The organism is Pantoea sp. X-Soil-TKNS-1280, assembly GCF_059730475.1.
Genome location: NZ_AP035962.1, coordinates 3640750 through 3666323 on the forward strand (window position 1 = coordinate 3640750; position 25574 = coordinate 3666323).

Annotated in this window: 21 protein-coding genes; 4 read left to right on the forward strand and 17 right to left on the reverse strand. The window is 55.3% G+C overall.

Features of this window, described 5'->3' with window-relative positions; translation table 11 throughout:
• Positions 1–27 precede the first annotated feature (27 nt).
• The 8 genes from deoB to prfC form a co-directional block, all read right to left on the reverse strand.
• Positions 28–1251 (reverse strand): phosphopentomutase, encoded by a 1224-nt coding sequence (gene deoB / locus AC6I8X_RS16830; protein ID WP_299459660.1) that lies wholly within the window; start codon positions 1249–1251, stop codon positions 28–30.
• A 95-nt stretch (positions 1252–1346) separates the two neighbouring features.
• A complete protein-coding gene (gene deoA / locus AC6I8X_RS16835; protein ID WP_313688536.1) occupies positions 1347–2669 on the reverse strand; it encodes a thymidine phosphorylase in 1323 nt (440 codons plus the stop codon).
• Between the two features lie 64 nt (positions 2670–2733).
• Positions 2734–3513, reverse strand: coding sequence for a deoxyribose-phosphate aldolase (deoC, locus tag AC6I8X_RS16840; RefSeq protein WP_313688538.1), 780 nt, complete (start codon positions 3511–3513; stop codon positions 2734–2736).
• 269 nt (positions 3514–3782) lie between these two features.
• Positions 3783–4559, reverse strand: a complete 777-nt coding sequence (locus AC6I8X_RS16845; RefSeq protein ID WP_313688540.1) for a TatD family hydrolase — start codon at positions 4557–4559, stop codon at positions 3783–3785.
• Positions 4556–5608 carry a patatin-like phospholipase family protein gene (locus tag AC6I8X_RS16850; protein ID WP_299459649.1) on the reverse strand — a complete coding sequence of 351 codons (1053 nt, stop codon included), beginning with the start codon at positions 5606–5608 and terminating at the stop codon, positions 4556–4558. The genes AC6I8X_RS16845 and AC6I8X_RS16850 overlap by 4 nt, the downstream gene beginning before the upstream one ends.
• A gap of 145 nt (positions 5609–5753) precedes the next feature.
• Complete coding sequence (locus AC6I8X_RS16855; protein WP_013510475.1) at positions 5754–5915, reverse strand: DUF1328 domain-containing protein; 162 nt, start codon at positions 5913–5915, stop codon at positions 5754–5756.
• Between the two features lie 66 nt (positions 5916–5981).
• On the reverse strand, positions 5982–6596 hold the full coding sequence (gene osmY / locus AC6I8X_RS16860) for a molecular chaperone OsmY (protein WP_313683126.1): 615 nt from the start codon (positions 6594–6596) through the stop codon (positions 5982–5984).
• A 260-nt stretch (positions 6597–6856) separates the two neighbouring features.
• A complete protein-coding gene (gene prfC / locus AC6I8X_RS16865; protein ID WP_313683125.1) occupies positions 6857–8446 on the reverse strand; it encodes a peptide chain release factor 3 in 1590 nt (529 codons plus the stop codon).
• Between the two features lie 281 nt (positions 8447–8727).
• Here prfC and AC6I8X_RS16870 point away from each other — a divergent pair, with 281 nt between their 5' ends.
• Genes AC6I8X_RS16870 through AC6I8X_RS16880 form a run of 3 tightly spaced genes read left to right on the forward strand, consistent with a single transcriptional unit; the run spans position 8728 to position 13422 of the window.
• Positions 8728–10305 (forward strand): hypothetical protein, encoded by a 1578-nt coding sequence (locus tag AC6I8X_RS16870; protein ID WP_497840155.1) that lies wholly within the window; start codon positions 8728–8730, stop codon positions 10303–10305.
• Positions 10306–10339: 34 nt separating this feature from the next.
• Positions 10340–11920, forward strand: coding sequence for a hypothetical protein (locus tag AC6I8X_RS16875; RefSeq protein WP_497840156.1), 1581 nt, complete (start codon positions 10340–10342; stop codon positions 11918–11920).
• The gene (locus tag AC6I8X_RS16880; protein WP_497840157.1) at positions 11920–13422 is read left to right on the forward strand and encodes a hypothetical protein; all 1503 of its coding nucleotides are present in this window, start codon (positions 11920–11922) and stop codon (positions 13420–13422) included. The genes AC6I8X_RS16875 and AC6I8X_RS16880 overlap by 1 nt, the downstream gene beginning before the upstream one ends.
• Positions 13423–13442: 20 nt before the next feature.
• Here AC6I8X_RS16880 and AC6I8X_RS16885 read toward each other — a convergent pair whose 3' ends face one another.
• The 3 genes from AC6I8X_RS16885 to AC6I8X_RS16895 are packed head-to-tail and all read right to left on the reverse strand — an operon-like array spanning position 13443 to position 15688.
• On the reverse strand, positions 13443–14546 hold the full coding sequence (locus AC6I8X_RS16885; protein ID WP_497840158.1) for a M20 peptidase aminoacylase family protein: 1104 nt from the start codon (positions 14544–14546) through the stop codon (positions 13443–13445).
• A gap of 10 nt (positions 14547–14556) precedes the next feature.
• Positions 14557–15030 (reverse strand): YjiG family protein, encoded by a 474-nt coding sequence (locus tag AC6I8X_RS16890; RefSeq protein ID WP_084876806.1) that lies wholly within the window; start codon positions 15028–15030, stop codon positions 14557–14559.
• Positions 15020–15688 carry a nucleoside recognition domain-containing protein gene (locus AC6I8X_RS16895; RefSeq protein ID WP_299459618.1) on the reverse strand — a complete coding sequence of 223 codons (669 nt, stop codon included), beginning with the start codon at positions 15686–15688 and terminating at the stop codon, positions 15020–15022. Before AC6I8X_RS16895 ends, AC6I8X_RS16890 begins: the two co-directional genes overlap by 11 nt.
• Positions 15689–16155: 467 nt before the next feature.
• On the opposite strand from AC6I8X_RS16895, the gene ftnA reads away from it, so the two are divergent.
• Positions 16156–16662 (forward strand): non-heme ferritin, encoded by a 507-nt coding sequence (gene ftnA, locus AC6I8X_RS16900; RefSeq protein WP_299459617.1) that lies wholly within the window; start codon positions 16156–16158, stop codon positions 16660–16662.
• Positions 16663–16731: 69 nt separating this feature from the next.
• Here the strand turns inward: ftnA and AC6I8X_RS16905 are convergent, their stop codons facing one another.
• From AC6I8X_RS16905 to AC6I8X_RS16930, 6 genes are all read right to left on the reverse strand, one after another.
• The gene (locus tag AC6I8X_RS16905) at positions 16732–17322 is read right to left on the reverse strand and encodes a DUF8812 domain-containing protein (RefSeq protein ID WP_497840159.1); all 591 of its coding nucleotides are present in this window, start codon (positions 17320–17322) and stop codon (positions 16732–16734) included.
• 289 nt (positions 17323–17611) lie between these two features.
• Positions 17612–20461, reverse strand: coding sequence for an EAL domain-containing protein (locus AC6I8X_RS16910; RefSeq protein WP_313683119.1), 2850 nt, complete (start codon positions 20459–20461; stop codon positions 17612–17614).
• Between the two features lie 167 nt (positions 20462–20628).
• Positions 20629–21747 carry an MBL fold metallo-hydrolase gene (locus AC6I8X_RS16915; RefSeq protein ID WP_497840160.1) on the reverse strand — a complete coding sequence of 373 codons (1119 nt, stop codon included), beginning with the start codon at positions 21745–21747 and terminating at the stop codon, positions 20629–20631.
• Entirely contained in the window at positions 21735–23477 is a 1743-nt protein-coding gene (locus AC6I8X_RS16920; protein WP_497841050.1) for an ABC transporter permease, read from the reverse strand. Before AC6I8X_RS16920 ends, AC6I8X_RS16915 begins: the two co-directional genes overlap by 13 nt.
• 2 nt (positions 23478–23479) lie before the next feature.
• The gene (locus AC6I8X_RS16925) at positions 23480–24481 is read right to left on the reverse strand and encodes an ABC transporter substrate-binding protein (protein ID WP_299459607.1); all 1002 of its coding nucleotides are present in this window, start codon (positions 24479–24481) and stop codon (positions 23480–23482) included.
• A gap of 6 nt (positions 24482–24487) precedes the next feature.
• Positions 24488–25555: an ABC transporter ATP-binding protein gene (locus AC6I8X_RS16930; protein ID WP_497840161.1), complete on the reverse strand. Its 1068-nt coding sequence runs from the start codon at positions 25553–25555 to the stop codon at positions 24488–24490.
• Positions 25556–25574 lie beyond the last annotated feature (19 nt).

The following is a 25574-nucleotide window of genomic DNA, read 5'->3' on the forward strand; positions in this document are numbered from 1 at the left end:
TTTCCTTATTAAAAATTGGTCGCTGTTTTACAGCATGCTTTTGCCGTAGTCCATGCTGGACAGGCCGAAATAATGCGCGATTGTCTGGCCGATATCGGCAAAGGTGTCGCGATAGCCAAGGGAGCCAGGTTTCACCTTCGGTCCGTAAATCAGCACCGGGATGTGCTCACGCGTATGTTCGGTGCCCTGCCAGCTAGGGTCGCAGCCGTGGTCGGCGGTGAGGATCAGAATATCATCCTCCTTCACCTGCGCCATCAGCTCTGGCAAACGGCGGTCGAACAACTCCAGCCCACCGGCGTAACCGGCGATATCACGACGATGGCCCCAGGTAGAGTCAAAATCGACGAAGTTGGTGAACACAATCGACTGATCCGGCGCTTTTTTCATCTGCTCGATGGTGGCATCAAACAGCGCATCCAGCCCGGTGGCTTTCACTTTTTGTGTGATGCCCTGCTGTGCGTAGATATCCGCGATTTTACCGACGGAAATCACTTCACCGCCCTTCTCGTCCACCAGCTTTTTCAGCATCGTCGCTGACGGCGGCTCCACGGCGAGATCGTGACGGTTACCGGTACGCTCGAAGTGACCGGCTTTGTCGCCCACAAACGGACGCGCAATCACACGGCCAATGTTGTAGCCGCCTTCGGTCAGTTCTTCGCGGGCGATTTCACACAACGCGTACAGACGTTCGAGGCCGAAAGTCTCTTCGTGACAGGCAATCTGGAACACTGAATCCGCAGAGGTATAGAAAATCGGCTTGCCGGTTTTCATATGCTCCTCGCCGAGCTGGTCAAGAATCACCGTACCGGACGAGTGACAGTTGCCGAGGTAACCGGGTAGATCAGCTCGCTGCACCAGTTTATCCAGCAATTCCTGCGGGAAGCTGTTCTCTTTATCGGTGAAGTAACCCCAGTCAAATAACACCGGCACACCGGCAATTTCCCAGTGGCCCGACGGCGTATCTTTACCGGATGAGAGTTCGCTGGCGTAAGCATAAGCCCCGATGATTTCCGCACTGGCGTCCAGCCCCGGCGGGAAACGCCCGGTTGAGAGTTCAGCGGCTTTGCCCAACCCAAGAGCAGTGAGGTTTGGTAAGTGTAGCGGCCCTGTGCGGCCTTCATTGGCCCGGCCTTCGAAGCACGCTTCGGCGATATGGCCGAGCGTATCCGATCCTTCATCGCCGAACTTAGCGGCGTCTTTGCTGGAGCCGATCCCAAAGGAGTCGAGAACCATAATAAAAGCACGTTTCATGCAAGTCTCCTGCGCAACTGCGCGATGACAAGTCAAAAAAAAGCGATCAGATCAGTATACCCGAACGGCTATTGCCTGGCACGCACCGGGCGCAACTATTCGCTAATGCGGCGATACACCACCGGTGTCTGCGGCGGAGCGGTATCGCTCAGGGTGATGGCTGCCTGCACTGCCTGTGCCGCCTGCTGCCACTGCGCTTCTGAGGCGGCATGGATCACTGCCAGCGGGCGCTGTGCATCCACACGGGTACCGAGGGTGACCATCTCGCTCAGGCCGACGCTGTAATCAATGCTGTCGCTGGCGCGCTGACGACCGCCGCCAAGCGCCACCACCGCCATACCGAGAGCGCGGGTGTCCATCGCGCTGACAATTCCCGGACGATCGGCATACACCGCTTTGCTCAGCATCGCCGCAGGCAGATAGTGATCCATGCGGGCGATAAAATCGGTCGGGCCTTTCTGTGCCGCCACCATGCGACCAAAGACCTCTGCCGCCTGGCCGTTATCCAGTACCCGCAGCAGCTGTTGCCGGGCTTCAGCCTCGTTAGCCGCCAGCCCACCGGAAATCAACATGTCGCTACATAACGCCAGAGTCACTTCCAGCAGACGTGGATTACGCGCTTCACCGGTGAGGAATTGCACCGCCTCGCGCACTTCCAGCGCATTACCGGCAGTGGACGCCAGTACCTGATTCATGTCAGTCAGCAACGCGGTGGTTTTGCAGCCCGCACCATTGGCGACGCCGACAATCGCCTGCGCCAGTTTTTCTGAGGCTTCGAAGGTTGGCATAAAGGCCCCGCTGCCGACTTTAACGTCCATTACCAGCGCATCCAGCCCTTCCGCCAGCTTTTTCGCCAGGATCGAGGCGGTGATCAGCGGGATCGAATCGACAGTCGCGGTGATATCGCGCGTGGCGTAAAAACGCTTATCCGCCGGTGCGAGCGAGTTGGTCTGGCCGATGATCGCTACACCGTTTTGTTTGATAATCTCGCGAAAACGATCGTCGCTCGGGAAGATGTCAAAACCAGGGATCGCTTCCAGTTTATCCAGCGTACCGCCGGTATGGCCAAGGCCACGGCCGGAGATCATCGGCACGTAACCGCCACAGGCGGCGATCATCGGGCCAAGCATCAGCGAGGTAACATCGCCCACGCCACCGGTAGAGTGCTTATCAACAATCGGCCCGTTCAGGTTGAGCGCCTGCCAGTTCAGCACTGTCCCGGAATCGCGCATCGCCATGGTCAGGGCGACACGTTCGGCCAGCGTCATGTCGTGGAACCAGATGGTCATCGCCAGCGCGGCGATTTGCCCTTCTGAAACGCTGTTATCTCGCACCCCGTTGATAAAGAAGCGGATTTCCGCCTCACTCAGCTCATGGCCATCGCGTTTTTTGCGAATAATTTCTTGTGGCAGGAACAAGGTTGCCTCCCCGGCAGAAAAGCGCGCGATAAATCGCGCCGCTACGAATCGCAGAAATGAATAATCAGTACCCGGCTTTACCCGCCGTGGTGGTATGGCCCAGGGTGTTGAGCAGGCTCGCCAGCAGGCTGGACGCACCAAAGCGGAAATGACGCGCATCTGCCCAACCTGCGCCAAGAATATCGTCGGCCAGTTGCAGATAATGTGCAGCGTCTTCAGCGCTACGCACCCCACCCGCCGGTTTGAAGCCGACCTGCTGCTGCACGCCTTTATCGCGGATCACGCTCAGCATGATCGCTGCTGTTTCTGGCGTGGCGTTGACAGGCACCTTACCGGTGGACGTTTTGATAAAGTCGGCTCCGGCATCGATAGCAATCTCGGAGGCCGCACGGATCAACGCGGGATCCTTCAGTTCACCACTTTCGATGATCACTTTCAGCAACACGCCCGCTTCGTCGCAGGCGTCTTTACACGCCTTCACCAGATCGAAACCGATCTGACGATTACCCGCCATCAGCGCGCGATAGGGGAACACCACGTCCACCTCATCCGCCCCGTAAGCGATCGCTGCACGGGTTTCCGCCAGGGCAATTGCCAGGTCGTCGTTGCCATGCGGGAAGTTGGTCACCGTGGCGATACGGATCTCCGGCGTGCCCTGCTCACGCAGCGCTTTGCGCGCCACCGGGATAAAACGGGGATAGATACAGATCGCGGCGGTGTTACCGGCTGGCGATTTCGCCTGATGACACAGGGCAATTACTTTTTCGTCGGTGTCGTCATCATTCAGCGTGGTTAAATCCATCAGTTGCAGCGCGCGCTGCGCCGCAGCGGTGATATCAGTCATGGTACTCTCCAGTGATCAGCCTGACGGATTACCCCCGCCAGAGAATGTGATAATTCTAACAACTCATGTGATAGCGAATTCGATCATGCGTCACATGAAAAAAGAAAACTGTGAAGATAATACATTTATTTAGTGACAAAAATCACAAAATAACCGGTACTCAACCCAAAACTGCGCAGAGATGGCGTTGTGACTATTATCACATTTATCCAGCGAAATGTGTCAGTGTCGCTCTATTAATGTAGTCAATTCAGACAAGCCACGCAGGCTCAGGCAGGAAGGTTAAAGACGCGCAGGCTGTTTTGCCACAGCGCGCTGGCAATGACATCGGCAGGTTCAGGACGCAGCTGGCACAGCACATCAAATACCAGGCGCGCACGTTCGGGGCGATTGGGTTCTCCCTGATAACCATTGAGCGGCATATCGGGCGCATCGGTTTCCAGCAGCAGGGCATCCAGCGGCAGTTCGGCGATGGTATTACGGGTTTTGCTGGCGCGTTCATAGGTAATGGTGCCACCCACGCCGATAGCGTAACCCAGCTGAATAAAACGCTGTGCCTGTTGCAGGCTACCGGCAAAACCGTGCACCACGCCACGCCGTGGCAGATCGTGGCGACGCAGATGTAGCGCCAGCTGATCGTGGGTGCGACGCGAATGCAGGATCACCGGCAGATCATACTGTTTTGCCAGCTTCAGTTGCCCATCCAGCAATCGGGTTTGTTTGTCGAACTGCGGATCGTCCATATAAAGATCGAGACCGATCTCTCCCAGCGCCACGCGTTTTGTATCCGGCTGGCGCAGATGCTCAGCCAGTTGATCAACATGTGCATCCTGGTGCACGGCTATCTGGATCGGATGCAGCCCCAGCGCGGCATACAGCGCCGGATGCTGCTGCGCCAGCTGGCTGACGAGGGCAAACCGGCTGGCATCGACGCTCGGCACAATGATCCGTTCTACCCCTGCCTGTGCAGCGCGCTGGATGCTCGCCTGCACATCATCCACGAACGGTGGGAAGTCGAAATGACAGTGGGTATCGATAAATCTCATGCCAGAGAACCTGCATCATAATCCGCATCATTACCGGCCAACGGAGGCGTGCTGACCTCGCGGTTATCCGGCGCATTCGCCACCGCAGCAGGGGGCGTCACCGTAGTATGCCGCACAAACGGCTCGGCATCACTCAGCCACTGGCCGAGTGTGGCGAGGAAATAACGGCCACAGCGCCGTCCCAGATGATAATCCTGATTCAGCGATGCAATCCGGCTCCCCAGCGCGTTACTTGCCAGCGGTTTCGGAGGAAAGATTTCAATGATGCGCAAATCGCCCGGTGGCTGCTCAATAAACTGCTGGATGTCGTGATAACTCTCTTCATGCTGATGCAGGATATTGATCATCGGCTGCAAGGCGCTGTCACTGAGCCAGCGCTCCATACGCTTGATCCACTTTGGCGTATATGACATCTGTGACGGCACGGTGCGGATCACCACCACGGTATCAGCCCCGCGTCTGGCCGCTTCACGCACCGGGATCGCATCGCTGATCCCGCCATCGAGATAGCTGATCCCGTCCATTTCCACCCCGCTGCGATAAAAACCCGGAATGGCGCTGGAGGCTTTGATGATATCGAGCCAGGTGGAACGGGTGGGATTAAAATAGTGCGCACTGTAATCGTCGCTGCGACAGGCACACATATAAAATTCGCTGCCTTTGGCAAACAATCCCTCAGCGGTATTCATCGCCAGCGGTAGTTCCTGACAGGTGATATCCACCAGCCAGTCGAGATCAATCAAATGTCCGCCGCGCACAAAACGCACCGGGTCGAAGAACAGTTTGCTGGTGGTGTAACGGGTGATCACCCGCCGCGCATAGCCCGGTTGTGCGCAGACAAACGCCGAAAGATTTTGCGCACCGGCCGAGGTGCCCAGCATCAGATGAAAAGGATTGAAGTTCGCGCGCTGAAACTCATCCAGCACGCCGGCGGTAAAGATACCGCGTTGCCCGCCGCCTTCGCAGACCAGCGCAATTTTGTTCGCTTTGAAAGGCGTGAGCGCCAATGGCTCGATGGTTCCCAACGTGACCGGGATGCGTATACCCAAGATGTGTCCCTCAGCGGTTCTTTCTCTGAGGGGTGCTTAAGCGCAGAATCGCCACCGCCAGCAACCCGGAGAACCAGTCATTATTATGCCCTGACTGGCCTCCGCTTCAGACTATTGCCGGGAGAGCGAAAGTTGACACGAAGTGTCAGGGTCGTTTACGCCCGGTAAACAGGCTGATGAGGAACAGAATAATACCGACAATAAAGACAATTTTAGCTGCCCATGCTGCCGTACCCGCCAGACCGCCGAATCCTAACGCCGCAGCGATCAGAGCGATCACCAAAAAGATAATACCCCAACGAAACATAAGCCTCTCCTTACCATAGTGAAAATCGAACTGCTTATACCTTCCATACTTCCCGCTGCAGGCGCGTTAAGATTTGACTGTCAGGTCATTCTTCACACTTTTCACGCCTTCAATGGCTTTCGCGATTTTCTCTGCACGATCTGACTGTGCCTGATTCGCGACAGTACCGGACAACTGCACCACCCCATCGGTGGTTTCCACTTTCACGTCACGCGATGGCACGATGTCGTCCGCTAAAAGTTTAGCTTTGATTTCACTGGTGGTTGCCGCATCACCGGCATAACCTTTCAGCGAAGCGGTTTTGCTGTCTTTAACGTGCAGCTTGTCACTGACGGATTTAACCCCTTCAACTTTCTGCACCACGGCGACGGCTTTTTCCGCCTGGTCCTGCGAACTGACAAAACCGCTGAGCGTCACCACGCCCTGATGCGTATTCACTGAGATATCCGTGCTTTTTATTGCTTCATCATCCACCAGTGCCGCTTTCGCTTTGGCGGTGATGCCGCTGTCATCCATAAACCCACCGACTTTTTTCATAGAACTATCGATTTTCGCACCTGTGCTGTCGGCCGTTGCCTGCGCTTTCTGCGACAGGGATTCATCAGCCAACGCTGCGCCACTCATCAGGGCGGAACCCGCCAGTGCAGCAATCAGGGTTTTGGCAATCTTAGTCTTAATCATCGATATCATCCTTCTATCAGTTAACCCATCCGCAACCGCGAATGCGCCAGCAACAAACGGCGTTGCTGCGTTGATGGACGTAATGAAACCTGGCGGTCTCTTTTCTCGTCCGACAGGATAATCATAGACGGGATTGGGGGGTTTGCCGGTTTTTGTGGTTGATATCTCGCCAAAAAGCGAGAAAAGCAGCGTTTTTAAGAGGAGTCTGGAAGGGAAAAACAGGGCCAGTGAAAACCACAGGCCCTGATAAAAAACGACGATTAATGCTCGCGCGTTTTACGGAAGGTCACATCAGGATAGCGTTCCTGAGTGATATTGAGGTTAACCATGGTCGGGGCGATATAGGTGAGGTTGTCACCGCCATCCAGCGCGAGGTTGATTTCATTTTTGCGTTGAAATTCATCGAATTTCTTCACATCGTTGCACTCAACCCAACGCGCGGTAGACACGTTGACCGATTCATAAATCGCTTCAACGTTGTATTCGCTTTTCAGGCGCGCCACCACCACGTCAAACTGCAGCACACCCACCGCACCAACGATCAGATCGTTGTTATGAACCGGTCGGAATACCTGCACCGCACCTTCTTCTGACAGCTGCACCAGCCCCTTCAGCAACTGTTTCTGCTTCAGCGGATCGCGCAGACGAATACGACGGAACAGTTCCGGAGCGAAGTTCGGAATACCGGTGAACTTCATGTTCTCGCCCTGGGTGAAGGTGTCGCCAATCTGAATGGTGCCGTGGTTATGCAGACCGATGATATCGCCAGGGTAGGCTTCTTCCACGTGCGAACGGTCACCTGCCATAAAGGTCAGCGCGTCGGAGATCACCACATCTTTACCGATACGTACCTGACGCAGCTTCATGCCCTTTTCATACTTGCCGGACACCACACGCATAAAGGCCACGCGGTCGCGGTGTTTCGGGTCCATATTGGCCTGAATTTTAAATACAAAGCCGCTGAATTTCTCTTCTTTGGCTTCGACCGTACGGGTATCGGTCTGACGAGGCATCGGTGCCGGCGCCCAGGAAACCAACCCATCAAGCATATGGTCAACGCCAAAGTTGCCCAGCGCGGTGCCGAAAAACACCGGGGTGATTTCGCCAGCCAGGAACAACTCTTCGTCAAATTCGTTAGACGCGCCCTGCACCAGCTCCAGCTCATCACGCAGCTGTTGCGCCAGGTCTTCACCCACTGCTTTGTCGAGATCCGGGTTGCTCAGCCCTTTAACGATGCGCACTTCCTGAATGGTATGCCCCTGACCGGTCTGATACAGGTAGGTTTCATCGTTGTAGAGATGATAAACGCCTTTAAACAGCTTACCGCAGCCGATAGGCCAGGTAATCGGCGCACAGGCGATCTTCAGCTCGTTCTCGACTTCATCCAGCAGCTCCATCGGATCGCGGATATCACGGTCAAGTTTGTTCATAAAGGTGATGATCGGCGTATCACGCAGACGGGTCACTTCCATCAGCTTACGGGTACGATCTTCAACACCTTTGGCGGCATCGATCACCATCAGACAGCAGTCCACCGCCGTCAGGGTACGGTAGGTATCTTCCGAGAAGTCTTCGTGCCCCGGGGTATCCAGCAGGTTGACCAGGCTGTCGCGATAAGGAAACTGCATCACCGAGGTGGTGATGGAGATACCACGTTGTTTTTCCATCTCCATCCAGTCGGATTTAGCGTGCTGATTGGAGCCACGGCCTTTTACCGTACCTGCGGTTTGGATCGCCTGTCCGAACAACAGAACTTTTTCGGTGATAGTGGTTTTACCGGCGTCCGGGTGCGAAATGATCGCGAAGGTACGGCGGCGCGCCACCTCTTGTAAAAAGGGAGCATTAGACATGAATGAAATCTTCTCAAAGGGCAACGCGCTCATCACGCGCTGCGAATAAATCAGGGTGGCCGGTAGCAACTCCGGCGGATAAACGGAACCCGCGGTGACGCAAGGGCATCTCATCGCGGCAGACCAGGCACGTTTTACATTGGCGGCAGTTCCGGTTATCCCGTCAGCATTAAGGCGGCATAGCATACAATATTTCAGCGTAGTGGGGAAACTGAGCGCTATCCGCAGCGAAACGAAGCGGGGTTCTATAATTATCCTTTATCCCCTGCGACGGAATCGCCATGTTTATCACCGCCACCACATCGCCATTCAGTACCGGAATTGCCGGATCATCTGATCAAACAGCGCTGACCACCACCCTCTCCGGGGTGAAGCAGAGCCACCAGCGTCTGTTTATGTCTCAGTTGCGAACACGGGCAAAGATTCACGGCAACGCCTGCCTGGAGGCGTTAAAAACCCGGTTTGCGCTCTACTGGGACAAAGTACCGGCACAGGGCAGCATCGTCAGCCGGGTGGAGACCTTGTTGTTTCAGTTTGAACTGCAGGATCTGATGGGGATCACCGCGCGCGAGCTGCGGGAAGTGTTGCAGGAAAATAATATCAAGGTGAACACCACCACTGCCAGCAGCGCACTCGCTACGGCAAGAGTGGCGGTTCCGGTGCAGGAACAGCAGTGGATTGACACTCACTGGGACAACGCCAGCCACAAACCCGGCACCCAGGCCTGGCTTAAAAGCCTGCTGTGCCTGGAAGGGTGCCCGGACCTGAAGCCTTCGGTGATGCGACGCGCCCTGCTGAACGTTGGCATCAATATCTCTACCAGCATGTTGAGTGACATTGCGGCGGCAGCCAAAGTGAATGTCTCCAGCCGGTACGAGACGCGGATTAAGGCCCTGTGGGACGGTTTCGCTACTGAAGAGTGCCTGATGAGCAAACTGGTCATGCTGCTGCGCTTGCCCGAATACCAGCAGCTGGCAATCACCGTCAGGCAACTGCAAACCGCACTGGGCAAAGCTGGGGTAAAAGTCAGCCGTGAAATGATGATCAGCGCCAGAGCCACATTCAGAAGCAAAATCACCGTACAACAGCAGGCGTGGTTTGATGCCAACCGTGCGATGTTCACCGGATACACCCTGGGGGACAAGATAGAAAATCTACTGCGCCACAACCCGTATCCTCCAATGATGCCAGCACAGCTATGGAACATGCTGCGTAATGCCGGTGAACAGGTCAGTTTTGCTATGGTGCGCCAGGCGATGAGGGGGGCCAAAGCCGCTGCCAATGTGATTGTGACCGCGGATCAGGAACAGGTGATTATTGCCACCTGGAACAGGCTGTGCCAAAGCAATATCAGCCTGGTGAAACTGCTGGGAACGATCCTCATTCAGCATGGGCATCTCGGGATCACCCCGGTGCATCTGAAACAGGCGCTGAACCGAGCCGATATCTCCGTCAGCAATGTGGCGCTGGGACTGGCACAAGCCGCCGTCAAAGCCGCCCCCACAGCGGAGGAACTTAGCGGGATCGGGCCAGCCTGGGCCAATATCAGCCGTGAAAAAATGATGGAATTTCGCATCCGTGATTTGCTGGCCCAAAGCAGCATGTGGCAAACGATAACCCCGGCAAAACTCCAACGCATCATGTGGGAAGCTGGCGAAGATATCTGCATCAAAACCTGCATCAACGCCCTCAATGGCTTTGGCTTTAGCCGCCCTGCATTCCCACCACGTGAGGCCCCGCGCACAGATAAAGATCAGGAGTTAGACGACATCCTCAATATGGCGTTAGCAATGAACGACGCTCTGGCCGGGCCCCCCCCTATCGCTGCCGATGATAGCCGCCGGACCGGAGTTCTATAATTCGCTTACCCTTATCCCCTGCAGCGGAGCGCCTATGCACATCACATCAACGACCACCGCGAACGTATCAGCAGCACACACCGTCACAAGCAGACCGAGCCAGCTGACGGCAAAAACCGCCCAGGTACAACAAAGCGTCCTGCGGCCTTCACTCTCACGGGTGAGAAAACACTATCAGCATAGCGGTAATACTGACCTGAAAGCGCTCCAGGCAGAGATGCTGGCTCACTGGCCTTCGCTCCCGCGCAAAGGCAGTAAGGTGAGTCAGATGGAGAAATTGCTGTTCCGGCTGGTTGATCTACAGGTACTGGACATTAAAAGCATCACGGCCAAACAACTGCTGTCCGTGCTGCATGACTGCAAAATAAATATAAAAATCACTACCGTTATCACCGCCCTTTCCACTCTCAGGGCAGAGGTTTCACCGCAAAACCAGCAATGGTTCAATGATCACTGGCAAAAGGTCTCGCATAAAATCGGTAAGACTAAACTGGCGCTGGCGCAGTTGGTGGAGGCATTGCGCAAGGAAGGCTGCCCAGAGATGACACCATCAGAAATGCGGCGTGCCTTACTGAATATCGGTGAGGACATTTGCATTGCCACGCTGTGCCATGCCCTGGCGCTTTTGCATACCTCCGTGACGAAAGAACAGGTGGAGAGGATAAAAACGCTCTGGCAACAGGTCGCTGACGGTAATAGTCACAAAATGGACCAGTTGATCACGCTGATCCTGCTGCTCGATTATCAGCGCAGGCCGATGACAACGGTCGAACTGAAGATGGCGCTGGCAGAAGCAGAGATTGCCATCAGTGACGATATGATTCGAAACGCTCAGGCCATCGCCAGGACGCAGGTTACGCCACAACAACAGGCATGGTTTGATGCCCACTGGTCAACAACATTTGGCGATACCTGGGGGGATATTCTGGAAAATCTGCTGCATAAACAAGGACGTCCGCTGATAACGCCGCCGCAACTGTGGCTACTGCTAGTGAATGCCAACGTAAAAGTGAGTTTTTCGGCAGTGCGCCATGCCATGTCAGCTGACCGGACGGTCCACAATGCGACACTCAACCGGGAACAGATACAGTCGATCCTTAACCGCTGGCAGGCGCTTGCGGCCACAGGGAGCATCACCCAGGTCAGAAGGCTGGGAACGCTATTACTTGAAGGCATTACTCCGGGGGAACTAAAACTGGCTCTGCGCAGTGCAGGGATATCGGCAAGCCATGTAGCGATGGGGCTGGCAATGGCGGCAGTCAATACGACCTTAACTCACGCTGAAGTTACCTGGTTTAAAACCAGCTGGGCAACGCTTTCCCGTCCCCCTCAGGTTAGCATTCAGGGACGGCTGATCATGCTGCTGAGCCAGCCGGAATGCCCGCCCGATCTCACACAATCAAAGCTGCAACGTTTACTGTGGGAAGTGGACGTTGACGTCTGTATTTCTACCCTGAGTCATATCCTGCGCGCCGCAGGCAGGCACCCCGGCGCGACACTGCCAGCATCCCTTGATCAGGGAAAGGATACGCAGTTAGAAGCGGTACTTGAGATGGCGCTGGATATGGCCCAGGACTATCCCCCCGATTCTGAACGTCAGCAGGAGGGACGCTGATGCCCCTCGCTCCGAATCGGGTTTCCATCGCCGGGGGCCATCCGAGGGTGCCCTTCGAGGCTGACCCGCAAAAATCCCTGGCCGCAAAGATAGCCACGGTAAAACAAAGCCATCAACGCCCCGCTTTGCCTCGAGGCAGCAAGAGAAAGCCGCCAAAGCTCGCAAATTGCTGTATAGCCGCATTGCAGACGGAGTTTTCCGTCTGGTGGGACAAGGTACCGAAGACTGGCAGCATGGTTGCCCGGGTGGAGATGTTGCTATTGCTGTTCCCCCCACCCGACATTGAAGGCTTCACCATCAAACAGCTACATACCATCCTGCGCAGCAACCAGGTGAATATCGGCATGTCCACAGTGGAGAATGCCTTAACCACCGCCAGAACACCGGTGCCAGCCACCAAACAGGCGTTGATCAAAACGCTGTGGGAACAGCCTCCCTTACAGTCTGATGCTTGTGAACGGGTGCAACGCCTGCTGTCGCTGGAATTGTCGCCATCGCAGCTGCGACGCGGTCTGTGGAACATCGGCGAAGATGTCGATATTGCGCTGATCAACCAGGCCCGGAGCGCTGTAAAAGATCAGGCCATGGCGCAGGAAACGGCGTGGATTGCCGCGAATCTGCATCACATCAGCGATTATGACAGCGTGATGGCCATGCTGGTCAGGCTTCAGGAACTCCCCGACTATCAGCACAAAACCCCTATCATTCTGCGTAATGCCCTGAAGAATGCTGGCATTCCTGCCAGTATCCAGACGGTGCGTCAGGCAAGGGCCTTGTTCAATACGCAGCCTTCGCAGAGGCAAAAGGATTGGTTTGCCGCCAACTGGCCTGAGGTCTGCAGGCTGATGAACACCAGAGGCCAGTGGCTGGAGATGCTGCTGAACCGGCCTGGGCGCCCTGTAATGACGACACCCGAGTTGTGGCGGCTGTTGCATGGTGTACATATCAATGTCGGTATTTCACTGGTGCGCAAAGCCCTGACGCTGTCGATAGTCAAGCCAACGGTACACCAGCAACAGGTGGAACAACTCTGGCGCCAGATTGGGGGCAGGGATCGGATAACGCTGGTGAAACGTCTGTGGATACTGCTGTGTCAGTTGGAAAATAGCGACATCACCTGGACACAAATTCATCTGGCGTTAAAAGAGGCGGGTGAAGAGGTCAGTGATGCGACCATGGATCACGCGCTGGCAGCCTTCAGAACGCAGATCAAAGCGGATGAGCTGGCATGGATCAGGGCTGTCCATCACCGGATTCCCGAGCAAGAGACAGAGCGCAATAAAATCATCGCCCTGCTGCGCCATGAAGGATGTCCGAAGCCGATAACCGCCTCAAAACTGCTGCGTCTGTTGTGGACTGTCGGCAGGGATGTTTCTGTCGGCACCATCCTCACCGCCCTGCGTATCGTCAGGCAACAACCCAGGGCTGACATACCCGATGATGACAACAGGATCGTTGAGATGGTGCTGGATATGGAGGAGCAACGTCCCGCCTCTCCTTAAAAGAGGCGGGTACGTCCTGGTTAGCCCAGTACGCGGGTGACCGCTGCTTTGAAAATCTTCACGCCGATTTCCAGCGAGCTCAGTTCAAACCGCATCTCCGGATGATGCAAACCTGGAACCAGGTTGGTGCCCAGCCCCCAGAAACCGGCTTTCACCGTCGGGCATTTCACCGGGTAATAGAAGAAATCTTCGCTACCCGGCGTGGTTTTCGCGCCCAGCAGCCCTTCCTCGCCCAGCACATCGACAATCGCCGCGCGGATGATGTCGGTCGCTTCCTCGTGAATCTCCGCTGCGGGCATCTCTTTCAACACCACGACGCTTGCCGTCGCGCCCAGTGCCGCCACGCTGTTGATGACTGCCTGCGTGACCTTTTCTTTCAGAATATCCATCGGCGCGTTCTCCTGCGAACGCAGATCCCAGACGACGCGCGCTTCATCCGGCACCGAGTTGGTGACACCGGCATCACACAGGAAACGGGTCGCTTTCACGCTCCAGTTCAATCCCGGTGACAGGTGGATGCTGTTCACAGCCTGCACAGCCTGTACCGCGGCATCCAGTGCGTTCACACCGAGATGCGGACGCGCCGCGTGAGCGGGCACACCTTTGATGGTCGCTTCCAGCGTGCTACAGGCGGAATAGATCACCGCAGGCGTCGCCTGGCCGACCTGGCACTCCTCTAGCGGACGGACGTGGAAGCCGAGGATCATCTCCACATCATCCATCGCTCCGCCTTCAATCATCGACAGCGCGCCCGCCCCCAGCTCTTCGGCGGGCTGGAACAGGATCTTCAGACGCCCTTTTTTAATCGTCCCTTCCTGCAACAGCTCCTGCACCGCCGTCAGCATCACTGAGGAGTGACCGTCGTGGCCGCAGGTATGACGCGCACAAGCCACGCCATCGATCACATGTCCTAGCGCATCCATATCGGCACGCAATGCCAGCACCGGTCCCGGAACACCGCTATCGATTTCCGCCACGATACCGGTGGTATTGTTGATGCCCCGCGTGACCTTGATACCGGCCTGTTCCAGCTGATCAGCAATGTAGGCCGAGGTTTTGAATTCCTGAAAACCCAGTTCCGGGATTTCATGCAGAAAATGGTAATGCTCTAAGACCCTGGACACTTGTTAGCTCCTAAACAAAAAAACGCATTACAATCATGGCGATCACTGCATTGATAATGCTGGTCAGCATCAGCAGCGGCCAGTATTTTTTCGGTACGTCGGCCACACCCAGCAGACGCCCCATGTACTGCAACTGCGCCCCCATCAGGAAGATGGCCGGGGCGAGGATAGAAATATCAGTGCCGCTTAACAGGCCTTTGGTCAGCAGGCTCACTGCCACCCCCACTCCCGCCGAGGAGGACAGCCAGGCGGTCAGCAACACGGTAATCGCTTCACCCGGCAGGCCAAATAGCCCCATCACCGGCGCGAAAACATGTCCGAGAAATTGCATGATGCCGAGCAGATTCAGCACTTCCGCCAGCACATAGGCCATCACCACGTTGGGCATCAGGTTGTGAATGGCAATATGAAAACCTTTGCGTGCGCCGACAATAAAAACATCGAACGGATTATTATTGACCTTCGCCTGCACGTTATTTGACATCAGCAAAATCCTTTTTGTAAATACTATTTAACATGAAACGGACAAAGGCCGCACCGACGAATTTGAGAACAAACATTAATACCAGCGGAATAATGATCGGCACCGTCATGGAAGCAAACAAGGCAGAGCCGATAGCAAAATAGTTATTGATCAAACCGGCACCGGAATATTGCCAGGCGCTCATCACCACCACATCTTTTTTGCTGACCTGTTGCTGGTCATACATTTCTTTCGTTAACGCCGCGCCAGCATCGGTACTTTGCAGATCGGTAATTAACGCCAGACCACAACGCCCCGGCAGCCCCATCAACGGTTTGAGCAGCGGCGTCAGCAGCTTGTGCGCCGCGCGAATCGCGCCGTAATGGGTGAAGATTTCCAGCACACCTAACGCCAGCATCACCGTTGGAGCCAGCGACAGCGCGAACAGGAAGCCCGCTTTAGCGCTCAGGCCACCCGAACCGAGAAAGGTATTGCCGGACTCCTTCATGGTGCCGAAGCTGCCACCGAGCGTGGTGAAATCAAACGCACCCAGCCAGCTGAAACCGTCCACCTTATAAAACAGGCCGGAGAAAAACAGAATGGCCAGCACCAGCGCAATATAACTGCCGATACCTGCCGTCACGCGGTCAGGGGCGGCGATGATTTTTTCTTCTGACATAAAACCCTCCTGCTGGCGTTATTTTCAACCAGGCAAGTTGCAATATATGGAACTGAGTTCTAAGCAGGATTTATGCCAGCTGGCATTTTCTTTAATTGCGAAAGCGTCAATTATGTTCAGTAACAATGAAAATGGCGAAATATCAATCCTTCCGCAGTCATAAAATAATCGCCATGTTCTGTATTTATGCCAATTAATATTTTCTGCTGGAAAGCAGATTGCTGAGAATTAAATCAATCACCACGCGACTGCACAACCATAAGGCAAGGCTATTGCACCAATTCAGTGCAAACCATCCTGCTGGAAGGGAGACAAAAATGATAATCGGTCGCATTCAAAAACCTGAATAATTCCATTTATAATCAATAAGATAAATTCACTTTTTTTGTCAAAATCACTTCACAAAAAAGTGAACATTGATGCATAATTCACCGCACTCACCTGAAAAATTTAAAAAGGAATCAGCCATGTTAACCGCTGAAATGACCGCACGTCTGAACGACCAACTGAATCTGGAATTCTTCTCTGCCAACCTGTATCTGCAAATGAGCGCCTGGTGCAGCGACAAAGGCTACGAAGGTGCAGCGTCCTTCCTGAAAATGCATTCACGCGAAGAGATGGAACATATGCAGCGCCTGTTCGATTACCTGAGCGACACCGGTGCACTGCCGGTTCTGGGCAGCATTGCAGCACCACCGATCAGCTGGAACTCACTGGCTGAACTGTTCGAAGAAACCCTGAATCATGAAAAACTGATCACCAGCAAAATTAATGAGCTGGCACACGCCGCCATGACCACCCAGGATTACTCCACTTTTAACTTCCTGCAGTGGTACGTGGCCGAGCAGCATGAAGAAGAGAAACTGTTCAAAACCGTGCTGGATAAACTGGCGCTGGTAGGCAACAAAGGCGAAGGCCTGTTCCTGATCGACAAAGATCTGGGACGGATGAACACCGAAAGCCACGGTGCATAAGTTTGCAGCGGCCCGCATCAGCGGGCCGTTTTTTTATCAACTGTCCAGCCGCCACACCAACCCCAATCATTATGGTATAGCAGGGTCAACCTTAAGCGATGATAGCCTGTTATAATTCTCTGTTAATCCACACAGAGAATTAAGATAATTGTATGCATCGCTATTTTTAACCGTCGATATTGTTTCCCATGAGCATTGTTTTACCTTATATTCCGCCCATGCCTTTTGCGCCGACTCAAATGCTAATAGATACTTTTTATCGTCAGCCCTTTTCAATATCGTTTTATATTCCTCCACTCTTTTTTTAATTTTTTCGTTTGATTCAACATAGACACGATCAATGCACCAGGCCAGACCGGAATATCCATCCGACTCTTTAACCCCTTGACATGAAACAGCATCCAATTTTTTTAGTTTATCAAGGGAATTGTAATCATTTATGGACGAAGCTATAGTAGAGCCACTGAAGAAAGTGAGTGACAGAACAACTAAAAACTTTGTTATTTCATATACTTTTGCGTTTTCAGCCCCCCTACCGCTTTTCACGCCCGAGGCAGTACTGGGATGATGTATTTTTCTACTAAAAAACATTGAGTCTGGGTTATCATTTCCTTCAGACATATAAGTTAGCAGACCAATTGAAATACCTGTTTTATCCATTTTAAATATCCCTTTATTAAAACATCCTTAAATAAAAACACGCTCACTTTTCAGTGAAGATCCTGACGTGTTTCTTTCCTGCTGTTTAACTAACACGTCAACTATACTTATGTCTAATATTCCTGAATCAAAGTGTTAAGCAACTATCAAATTTTCTGAAAAGGTGGGGAGACGACCTTGCTCAACCCATCGCGTAAGATCATTTAGTTGTCGCGGCGCGATTTATCGCGCGGGTTTTACCCGCACTGGCGCAATTGCGTGATAAATCACGCCGCTACGGTTTATGCCATTATTCCAGCGTCTTCAAACGTAGCTCCGAAGGTTGCGGGCGACCGAACAGATACCCCTGGAACAAGGTACAACCTTCTTCACGCAATTTGGCGAACTGCTCACTGCTCTCCACCCCTTCGGCGGTGATCTGAATATCCAGACTACGGCTCATCCCAGTGATGGCGCGGATAATCGCCAGCGCTTCACGGCTGTCCCCCATATCGTTAATAAACGACTTGTCGATTTTGATCTTATCGAACGGGAAGGATCGCAAATAGCTGAGCGACGAATAACCGGTGCCGAAGTCATCCAGCGCAATCTGCACACCCAGCGCTTTCAGGTTTTGCAGGGTGCGGATATTGCCGAGCGTGTCATCCAGCAATACCGATTCGGTAATCTCGACTTCAAGACGATGCGGTGCCAGTCCTGACTCTCGTAACGCCCCCTCTACCACCGACACCAGCGAGCTGTTCTTAAACTGCAACGGCGACAGGTTAACCGACACCGACTGCTCACCTTCCCAGCTTGCCGCTTCGCGACAGGCTTCATACAGCGCATAGGCTCCCAGCAGATGAATCAATCCGGTCTCTTCGGCGATCGGAATAAAATCATTCGGCATGATCAACCCTTTGATCGGGTGATGCCAGCGCATCAGCGCTTCATAGCCAATGATCCCTTTCTCATCACCATCAGTGATCGGTTGATAGTACAACCTCAGTTGACGACCGCTGATCGCATCACGCAGATCGTTTTCGATCACCCGACGGCTGCGCGCCAAATCGTCCATCTCCAGCGTGAAGTGTTCGCAGCGATTGCGGCCATTGCGCTTGGCTTCATACAGCGCCATATCAGCACAGCGCAGCATCTGTTCCGGCGTATTGATGGCCTGTGAACTCAGCGCGATACCCACGCTCAGGCCCACCGACAGATTATGTCCTTCCAGATTCACCGGGGGACGGATGGCTTCAATCAATCGCTGTGCCACCACCGCCGCTTCATCAGCGTTACGCACGCTGGGCAGCACGATGGCAAATTCATCACCACCGATTCGTGCCAGCGTGTCGTGGTCACGCAGCACATTGCGCAGACGTTTCGCCACCGTTCGCAGCAGATCGTCACCAATCTGGTGTCCCAGCGCATCATTCACGTTTTTGAAGTTATCCAGATCGAGACACAGGGTGGCGATGGCATGACCACTTTGGTGATCGGCGCGTAATGCCTCGCTGAGCTTCTGGCGGAACAAAATACGGTTTGGCAGGCTGGTCAGGTTATCGTGATGCGCCATATGGTGAATACGGGCATCGGCTTCACGCTGATCGGTCACGTCCTCCACAATCAGCATGACAAAATTCTGGCGTAAATCTTTGCCGGCAATGGTAGCGGCGCGGGTATGCAGAATACGCTCTCCGCTTGCCGTCAGCAGCAGCTGTTCACGGGTATGCATGCCTTCGCTGCGTAACGCAATATCCGCCAGGCTATTGAAGTAATCACTCAGTTCCGCCGACATACATTCATGTGGGCGCTTATGCATGATCAGCATCTTATTGATGCCAAAAAGCTGCTCGGCTTTATCATTCACCATCAGGATCTCGCGACTGATGGCATCTTCGACAATCACGCAGGACGGTATATTGCTAATGATGTTATCGAGGAATTTTGATATCTCAGAAGCTTTGGTGCTTTGCGCTTCTGCCAGATCCCGCGCGCGCAGCAGTTGCTGCTCGTGTTCACGTCGCTCGGTAATGTCGCGGGTAATTTTGGCGAAGCCAATCAACCGCCCCTCTTCATTGTGGATAGCATCGATGATCACATGCGCCCAAAATGCCGAGCCATCTTTCCGGTAGCGCCAGCCTTCGTCTTCAAAGCGACCGGTTTTCAGCGCAATGCCCAGATTGGCATCAGGCGTTTTCGACTGGCGCTCCTGAGCGCCGTAGAACACCGAAAAATGCTGGCCGACAATCTCTTCCGAGCGATAGCCTTTAGCCCGCTGCGCCCCGATATTCCAGTTCACCACCATCCCATGCACATCCAGCATATAAATGGCGTAATCCCGCACCCCTTCCACCAGCAGACGGAAGGTTTTTTCCTGCTCGCGCTGGGCGCGCAGCAGCACCTGCTGTTCAGTACAGTCGCGGGTAATTTTGGCGTAACCAATCAGCTTCCCGGCGTCATCACGTATCGCATCAATAATGACGTGCGCCCAAAAGGCGCTGCCGTCTTTGCGATAACGCCAACCTTCATCCTCAAAACGACCGGTTTTGAAGGCAATACCGAGGTTCTTTTCCGGGATATGATTGAGACGATCCTGGGCGCTGTAGAAACGGGAAAAATTCTGGCCAACGATCTCTTCAGCGACATAGCCCTTGGCACGTTGCGCCCCGGCATTCCAGTTTTCGACGTTACCATCCAGATCCAGCATATAGATGGCGTAATCGGTGACGCCCTCCACCAGCAGGCGGAAGCGTTCTTCCTGCTCTCGCTGTTTGCGCTGTAATGTCTGCTGCCGGGTGCAATCCCGGGTAATTTTGGCAAAACCGAGTAGCTCACCGTATTCATCACGGATGGCATCAATAATCACATGGGCCCAGAAAGCGCTGCCGTCTTTGCGGTAGCGCCAGCCTTCAGTCTCAAAACGTCCGGTGGCGGTGGCGGTGGATAAAGCGCGATGCGGTGCGCCATTTTTGCGGTCATCTTCGCTGTAAAATAACGCGAAATTCTTGCCGATGATTTCTTCAGCGGTGTAGTTTTTGGCGCGTTGCGCACCTGCGTTCCAGCTCGCCACCGTACCGTCGGGTTTGAGCATAAAAATTGCGTAATCGAGCACGCTCTGCACTAGCAGCCGATACATGCTGTCAGAATTATTATCCATTGTTATTTGCCTATTGCTGGCCTTATGTCACCTGGCATCCCAGGAAAATTCTTAATTGCTCTGCAGACTTAATAGCAAATACGCAGCGTTGACAAGCGCTATCAGCTAACAGGCACAAGTTGGTAGTTTGGTTATCGGCTGTGGCGAGAAAACGTTCAGTGGGATACTTAATTAATTATGCTGCGTTGACGATGTTCAACAGGAAAGCGCGGGGTATCGGCATGGGATGGCAGTGAAATCTGTCGCTGCCAGCAGAGAGGTGCCAACCCGGCAAATTGCTCACACTGCGAGGGTTCCACAAAGGCCGGAATCACGCGTTGCGCGCCGGTTTTGCCAATCAACCAGAGTTGATCATCGAGCGGTGGATGCACATTCCACGGCAACCAGCGCGCCTGGCGTTGCGCCAATAACTGCGCGGCACGCGTTCCCGCTGCGACATGACTACTGAAGATAAAACGAAAGCCCGCCTGCCCGCTCAGCTCTGCCGCCAGCCCCTCATCCGCCACCGCATCAGCGGCGACAATCACGCTTGTGGGCAGCCACTGGTCTGGCTGCGGTTGTTGCAGCAAACGCAGCAATGCCAGCGACGCGCTGGCAGGCAACTTATCCAGTGCCAGCAGCTGCGCCACTTCGCTCCGTATCTGAGGGCAGAGTTGCACGGTTAACCCGCGCGCCACCAGTTGTAGCGCCACTTCCGGCCCGCGGCCATGCTCAGGCACCGCAATTACCGCCCCGCCAGCAGCGGCCTGCGCCAGTGCATCCATCTGTTCACTGAGACGTTGTACCCGATCGCCGTAAGACGCATCGGTAATCAGCAGCTTCGCGCCCGGCGGGCAGTCAAACGGTAATAACAGCGACTCACGACTCCAGTCGCCCATATAAGTAATGCCCCCCGCCAGCGGCAGATGAAACCACACCGAACCGGGCGAATGCCCGCTGCGACCGGTAAACAGATTGAACGGACCCAGAGCCGTCTGCCCACGCAGCGGCAGCTGACGTCGGGCATGCATCGCGACCGGTGCATCATGCAATTGCAGCCAGGTCTGTTCGGTGGCGTACACCAGCGGTGAACCGATACGCGCCCAGCAATCCAGCGAGGCAGCATGATCAATATGTGAATGGGTCAGACACAGGGCATCCACCTGACCAATGGCATCGATATCCGGCCGCACGCCAGGTTGCGGACCCGCACCACAATCCCAGAGCAACCGATAACCCTCAATCTCCAGCAGGAACGCCGCAGGCAGCTTGCCGCCCACGCCGCTAATCGCCGTTACGCTTGCCACGGTAATACCCCCTGCGGCAGACGCCGCGTCATCCGGGTCGCCAGCGCCATCAGCAGGCAAACCACCACAATCATCAGGCAACCGACCGCCGCCGCCAGCGAGGCAGAGCCTCCTTCGTCAAGAAAGACGATGGTGGGGCCGATGGTTTGCGTCCGGGACGTGACCAGCAGTACCGATACCTGAATTTCATTCAGCGCGGTGAGGAACACCAGCACCGTTCCCGCCAGTGCCGAAGGGGCCGCCAGCGGTAACAAAATGTCGCGCATCCGGCGCAGAAAACCGGCACCACACAACCGGGCCGCTTCATCCAGCGCCGGTTCCAGCTGGGCGAAACCGGCCAGCGTCGGACGCAGCACCAGAGCAAGGAAGTTCGCCAGATAGGCGGCGAGGATGATCCACACCGTGCCATACAGTGACACATTGACCAGCGGCAGCGGACGCAGGAAGAACAACAATGCCGCCACGCCGGTGACAATGCCCGGCAAGGCATAGGTGAGTTCGCTCGCCAGCCACAACCCACGCACCAGACGCGTGCGCCGCCAGCTGAGGAAATAAGCCAGAAACAGCGCAGTCAGCGTCAGGATGACGGCGGCCAGCGTAGTCAGGCCGAGGCTGGTCACAAACGCATCCCGCACCGCTGGATAGCCCCACAAGGCAGCGCGGAAGTTTTCCAGCGTCAGCGTTTGCCAGGTCAATGCCTGGCCGTAGCCGTGGGTCAGCGCGGTGATCAGCAACGCACTGACCGGAAGCAGCAACGTCACCACCATCCACAGCCAGGCCAGCGCCGCCACCAACGCGCGTGCACGCCCCAGAGATTGATGCCACAGACGGGGAGCACCGCTGACCCGCACATCATGACGGCCACCAAGCCAGGCGCTCGCCCCCATCCCCGCCAGGGTGATCATGGCGATCAGCAGTGCATACACCGCAGTATTGGGCAACGCAGCGGGACCGATGCCGTTCAGTTGCTGATATACCAGGGTAATCAGGGTGGGCACACGAGCCGGAATTCCCAACATCGCCTGGATACCGAAGTTACCTGCGGCCGCCACAAAGGTGAGCGCCGCTCCGGCAAAAATCGCCGGGCGCGCTAACGGCAGAATAATGGTGAACAGTACCCGCCAGCGCGATGCCCCACTGACCTGTGCCGCTTCGACCAAATCAGCAGGCAGACGGCGCAACCCGGCGCGTACGGTAAGAAACACCAGCGGCGCATTGTGCATACCCAGCAACAGCACAATGCCCGTCATGGAATAGAGCGGCTGTTCGCCGGGTGCAAACCACGGCAACCCCAGCCCGGCAAACAATAACGCCAGCGGGCTGGAAGGCGCTAACGCCTGCAACCATGCCAGCGCCGTGACCTGCGGTGGGATCATCAGTGGCAGGATAAAAGCAAACACCCAGGCAGTTTTCGCCCGCAAATCGGTGAGTGCCACCAGCCAGGCGGCAAGGGTGCCGAGCAACAGGGAAATGGCGGTTGAGCTGAGGGCAATCAGCAGGGTGTTGCCTGTGGCGATCAATACGCGTTCGCTAGCGAGCAAACGCCACAGTCGCGCCGCATCCGGCATCCCCTGTGGCGCAATGGCGGTCCACACCAGGCGCAGCAGCGGAGCCACCGACAATGATGCAATCAGCAGCACCATCAGTACCAGAATCACCCCTTCGCTGCGTAGCCGCCAGCGCTGCCCGCTGCGCATACGGCTGTGCCATTCGTTGCTCAGCACGCTCATCATCAGCCGCCGAATAACTGGGTGAACTGGTCGCGCACCTCAGCATCTTCGTTAATGGCTTTCGCCACGTCTGGCGTCAGCAGCTTGATCTGGCTGATCGGCGTGAAGCCTGCCGGGGCCGACACGCGATCGTCAACCGGGCGGTTCCCCTGCTCAACCACTAACTTCTGCCCCTGCTCCGACAGGATAAAGTTCACAAAAGCTTTGGCGGCAGGCAGGTTGTGCACCGTCTTCATGATCGCTACGGGTTCGGTGACGTAAGAAACGCCCTCTTTCGGATAGACCAGATCAACCGGCGATCCTTTTTTCTTCGCCAGGATCACGTCAGCATCGGTGATCACGCCATATTTATCCAGCCCGCTGGCGACGGCTTTCAGTGCCGGACCATTGCCACCCTGCGGAGCAACGCCCATCGCCGCCAGCTTTTTGTAGAAGTTCCAGCCGATATCGGGTGTGTTGATGTCGGTATGCAGCTTATACAGCGCCGCCCCGGAATAAAGCGGGCTGGGCATGGCGATCTGACCTTTATTGGCTTCCACCGCCAGCGCATTCCAGCTGTCGATCGGTTTGGCATGCTGGGTGTTATAGGCGATCACCGTGGAGATAATTTTGGTACCAAAGAAGGTTTTGTCTTTGTCGTAGAACGATGGATTGATATGGCTGACCGGCGCATCCTGGTAGCTGTAAAGCTGGTTCTCTTTTTTCAGCGCACCGAGGTTGATGGCATCGGCGATCAGCAGCACATCCGGCTTCGCCTCGCCGCTCATCATTTCCGTGCGCAGCACATTCATCAGTTGCGTGGTGCCGTTACGTGTCCACTCCACCTCAATGTTGGGATAAGCCGCTTTGAAGGCATCAATGGTTTGTTGCGCGATTTCCGGCGCTTGTGAGGTATACACCACCAGCTTGCCCGACGGCGTTGCATCGGCATGGCTGACGGCGGAAAGCAGTAATCCACTGGATAACAGCAAAACATTCAACGAAGTGCGCATAGCCTTTTCCATGAGTTGTTATGAAGGAAGAATCCAGCCGTCGCGCAATGCCACGCCGATCGTGGCATCAGCAACGGGTAAAGGGCCATCCGCCAGCATCAGCGTCAGGCTGCTCTCGGGCATAGCCAGAGGCATCAGGTTGAGCTGATGGTGGCCGCCACGATAAATTACACGCTGCACGCGTGCGGCAAACTGCGCTTCGCCCGGCTGGGCAAGGCGAAAATCCGCAGCATGAAAACTGGCTTTGCCCTGCGGACACGGTGGCTGCTGAGGTGCACAGCGCAGCGACACCCGCTTACCGCACAGCGTGGCGAACGCTCGCCCGTCACCGAGCGGCTCGATATCGCTCACCGGCAGCACTTTGCCATCGTCGATAAAAGTGGCGACCATCTCATTGGCCGGTTCCCGCCACAGAGTTTGCGGGGTGGCGTACTGCATCACCCGGCCGCCATCCATCACCACGATGCGATCGGCCAGCGCCATCGCTTCATGTTGATCGTGGGTGATGTACAACAGGGTGGCATGGCTGTGACGATGGAAGCGGCGAAACTCCTCTTCCATGGTGGCGCGCAGATGAACATCGAGATTGGCGAGCGGTTCATCCAGCAGCACCAGGGTGGGCTGCGCCACCAGACAGCGCGCCAGCGCCACGCGCTGCCGCTGACCACCGGAGAGATCCGCCGGACGACGTTCAGCGAAGGGTTGCAAGCCAACCAGCGCCAGTGCCTGGCGGGTACGCTGTTCGCGTTCCGTTCGCGCCACACCGTTGACTTTCAGACTGTAGGCCACGTTCTCCGCCACCGTCATATGCGGCCATAGTGCGTAGCTCTGGAATACTACGCCCAGCTGGCGCTCCTCGGGTGGCAGATGCAGGCCGGGTGCCGCAAAGCAGCGATCGCCCACATGGATCTCACCTGCATCCGCGGTTTCAAAGCCCGCCAGCAAACGTAATAAGGTGGTTTTGCCGCAGCCGGAGGGGCCAAGTACGGCAATGAATTCTCCCTGCGCAATATGCAGGGAGATATCTTGCAGGACAGGCTGTGCCGCAAAGGATTTGCACAGCCCGCGAAGGGTTATAGCCGCCATCAATTCTGGCCTTTCTCTG

Coding starts and splice junctions, on each gene's coding strand:
- deoB (WP_299459660.1), bottom strand. CDS start 1,251: ATGAAACGTGCTTTTATTATGGTTCTCGACTCCTTTGGGATCGGCTCC.
- deoC (WP_313688538.1), bottom strand. CDS start 3,513: ATGACTGATATCACCGCTGCGGCGCAGCGCGCGCTGCAACTGATGGAT.
- AC6I8X_RS16845 (WP_313688540.1), bottom strand. CDS start 4,559: ATGAGATTTATCGATACCCACTGTCATTTCGACTTCCCACCGTTCGTG.
- AC6I8X_RS16855 (WP_013510475.1), bottom strand. CDS start 5,915: ATGTTTCGTTGGGGTATTATCTTTTTGGTGATCGCTCTGATCGCTGCG.
- osmY (WP_313683126.1), bottom strand. CDS start 6,596: ATGATTAAGACTAAGATTGCCAAAACCCTGATTGCTGCACTGGCGGGT.
- prfC (WP_313683125.1), bottom strand. CDS start 8,446: ATGTCTAATGCTCCCTTTTTACAAGAGGTGGCGCGCCGCCGTACCTTC.
- AC6I8X_RS16870 (WP_497840155.1), top strand. CDS start 8,728: ATGTTTATCACCGCCACCACATCGCCATTCAGTACCGGAATTGCCGGA.
- AC6I8X_RS16875 (WP_497840156.1), top strand. CDS start 10,340: ATGCACATCACATCAACGACCACCGCGAACGTATCAGCAGCACACACC.
- AC6I8X_RS16880 (WP_497840157.1), top strand. CDS start 11,920: ATGCCCCTCGCTCCGAATCGGGTTTCCATCGCCGGGGGCCATCCGAGG.
- AC6I8X_RS16890 (WP_084876806.1), bottom strand. CDS start 15,030: ATGTCAAATAACGTGCAGGCGAAGGTCAATAATAATCCGTTCGATGTT.
- AC6I8X_RS16895 (WP_299459618.1), bottom strand. CDS start 15,688: ATGTCAGAAGAAAAAATCATCGCCGCCCCTGACCGCGTGACGGCAGGT.
- ftnA (WP_299459617.1), top strand. CDS start 16,156: ATGTTAACCGCTGAAATGACCGCACGTCTGAACGACCAACTGAATCTG.
- AC6I8X_RS16905 (WP_497840159.1), bottom strand. CDS start 17,322: ATGGATAAAACAGGTATTTCAATTGGTCTGCTAACTTATATGTCTGAA.
- AC6I8X_RS16910 (WP_313683119.1), bottom strand. CDS start 20,461: ATGGATAATAATTCTGACAGCATGTATCGGCTGCTAGTGCAGAGCGTG.
- AC6I8X_RS16920 (WP_497841050.1), bottom strand. CDS start 23,477: ATGAGCGTGCTGAGCAACGAATGGCACAGCCGTATGCGCAGCGGGCAG.
- AC6I8X_RS16925 (WP_299459607.1), bottom strand. CDS start 24,481: ATGGAAAAGGCTATGCGCACTTCGTTGAATGTTTTGCTGTTATCCAGT.
- AC6I8X_RS16930 (WP_497840161.1), bottom strand. CDS start 25,555: ATGGCGGCTATAACCCTTCGCGGGCTGTGCAAATCCTTTGCGGCACAG.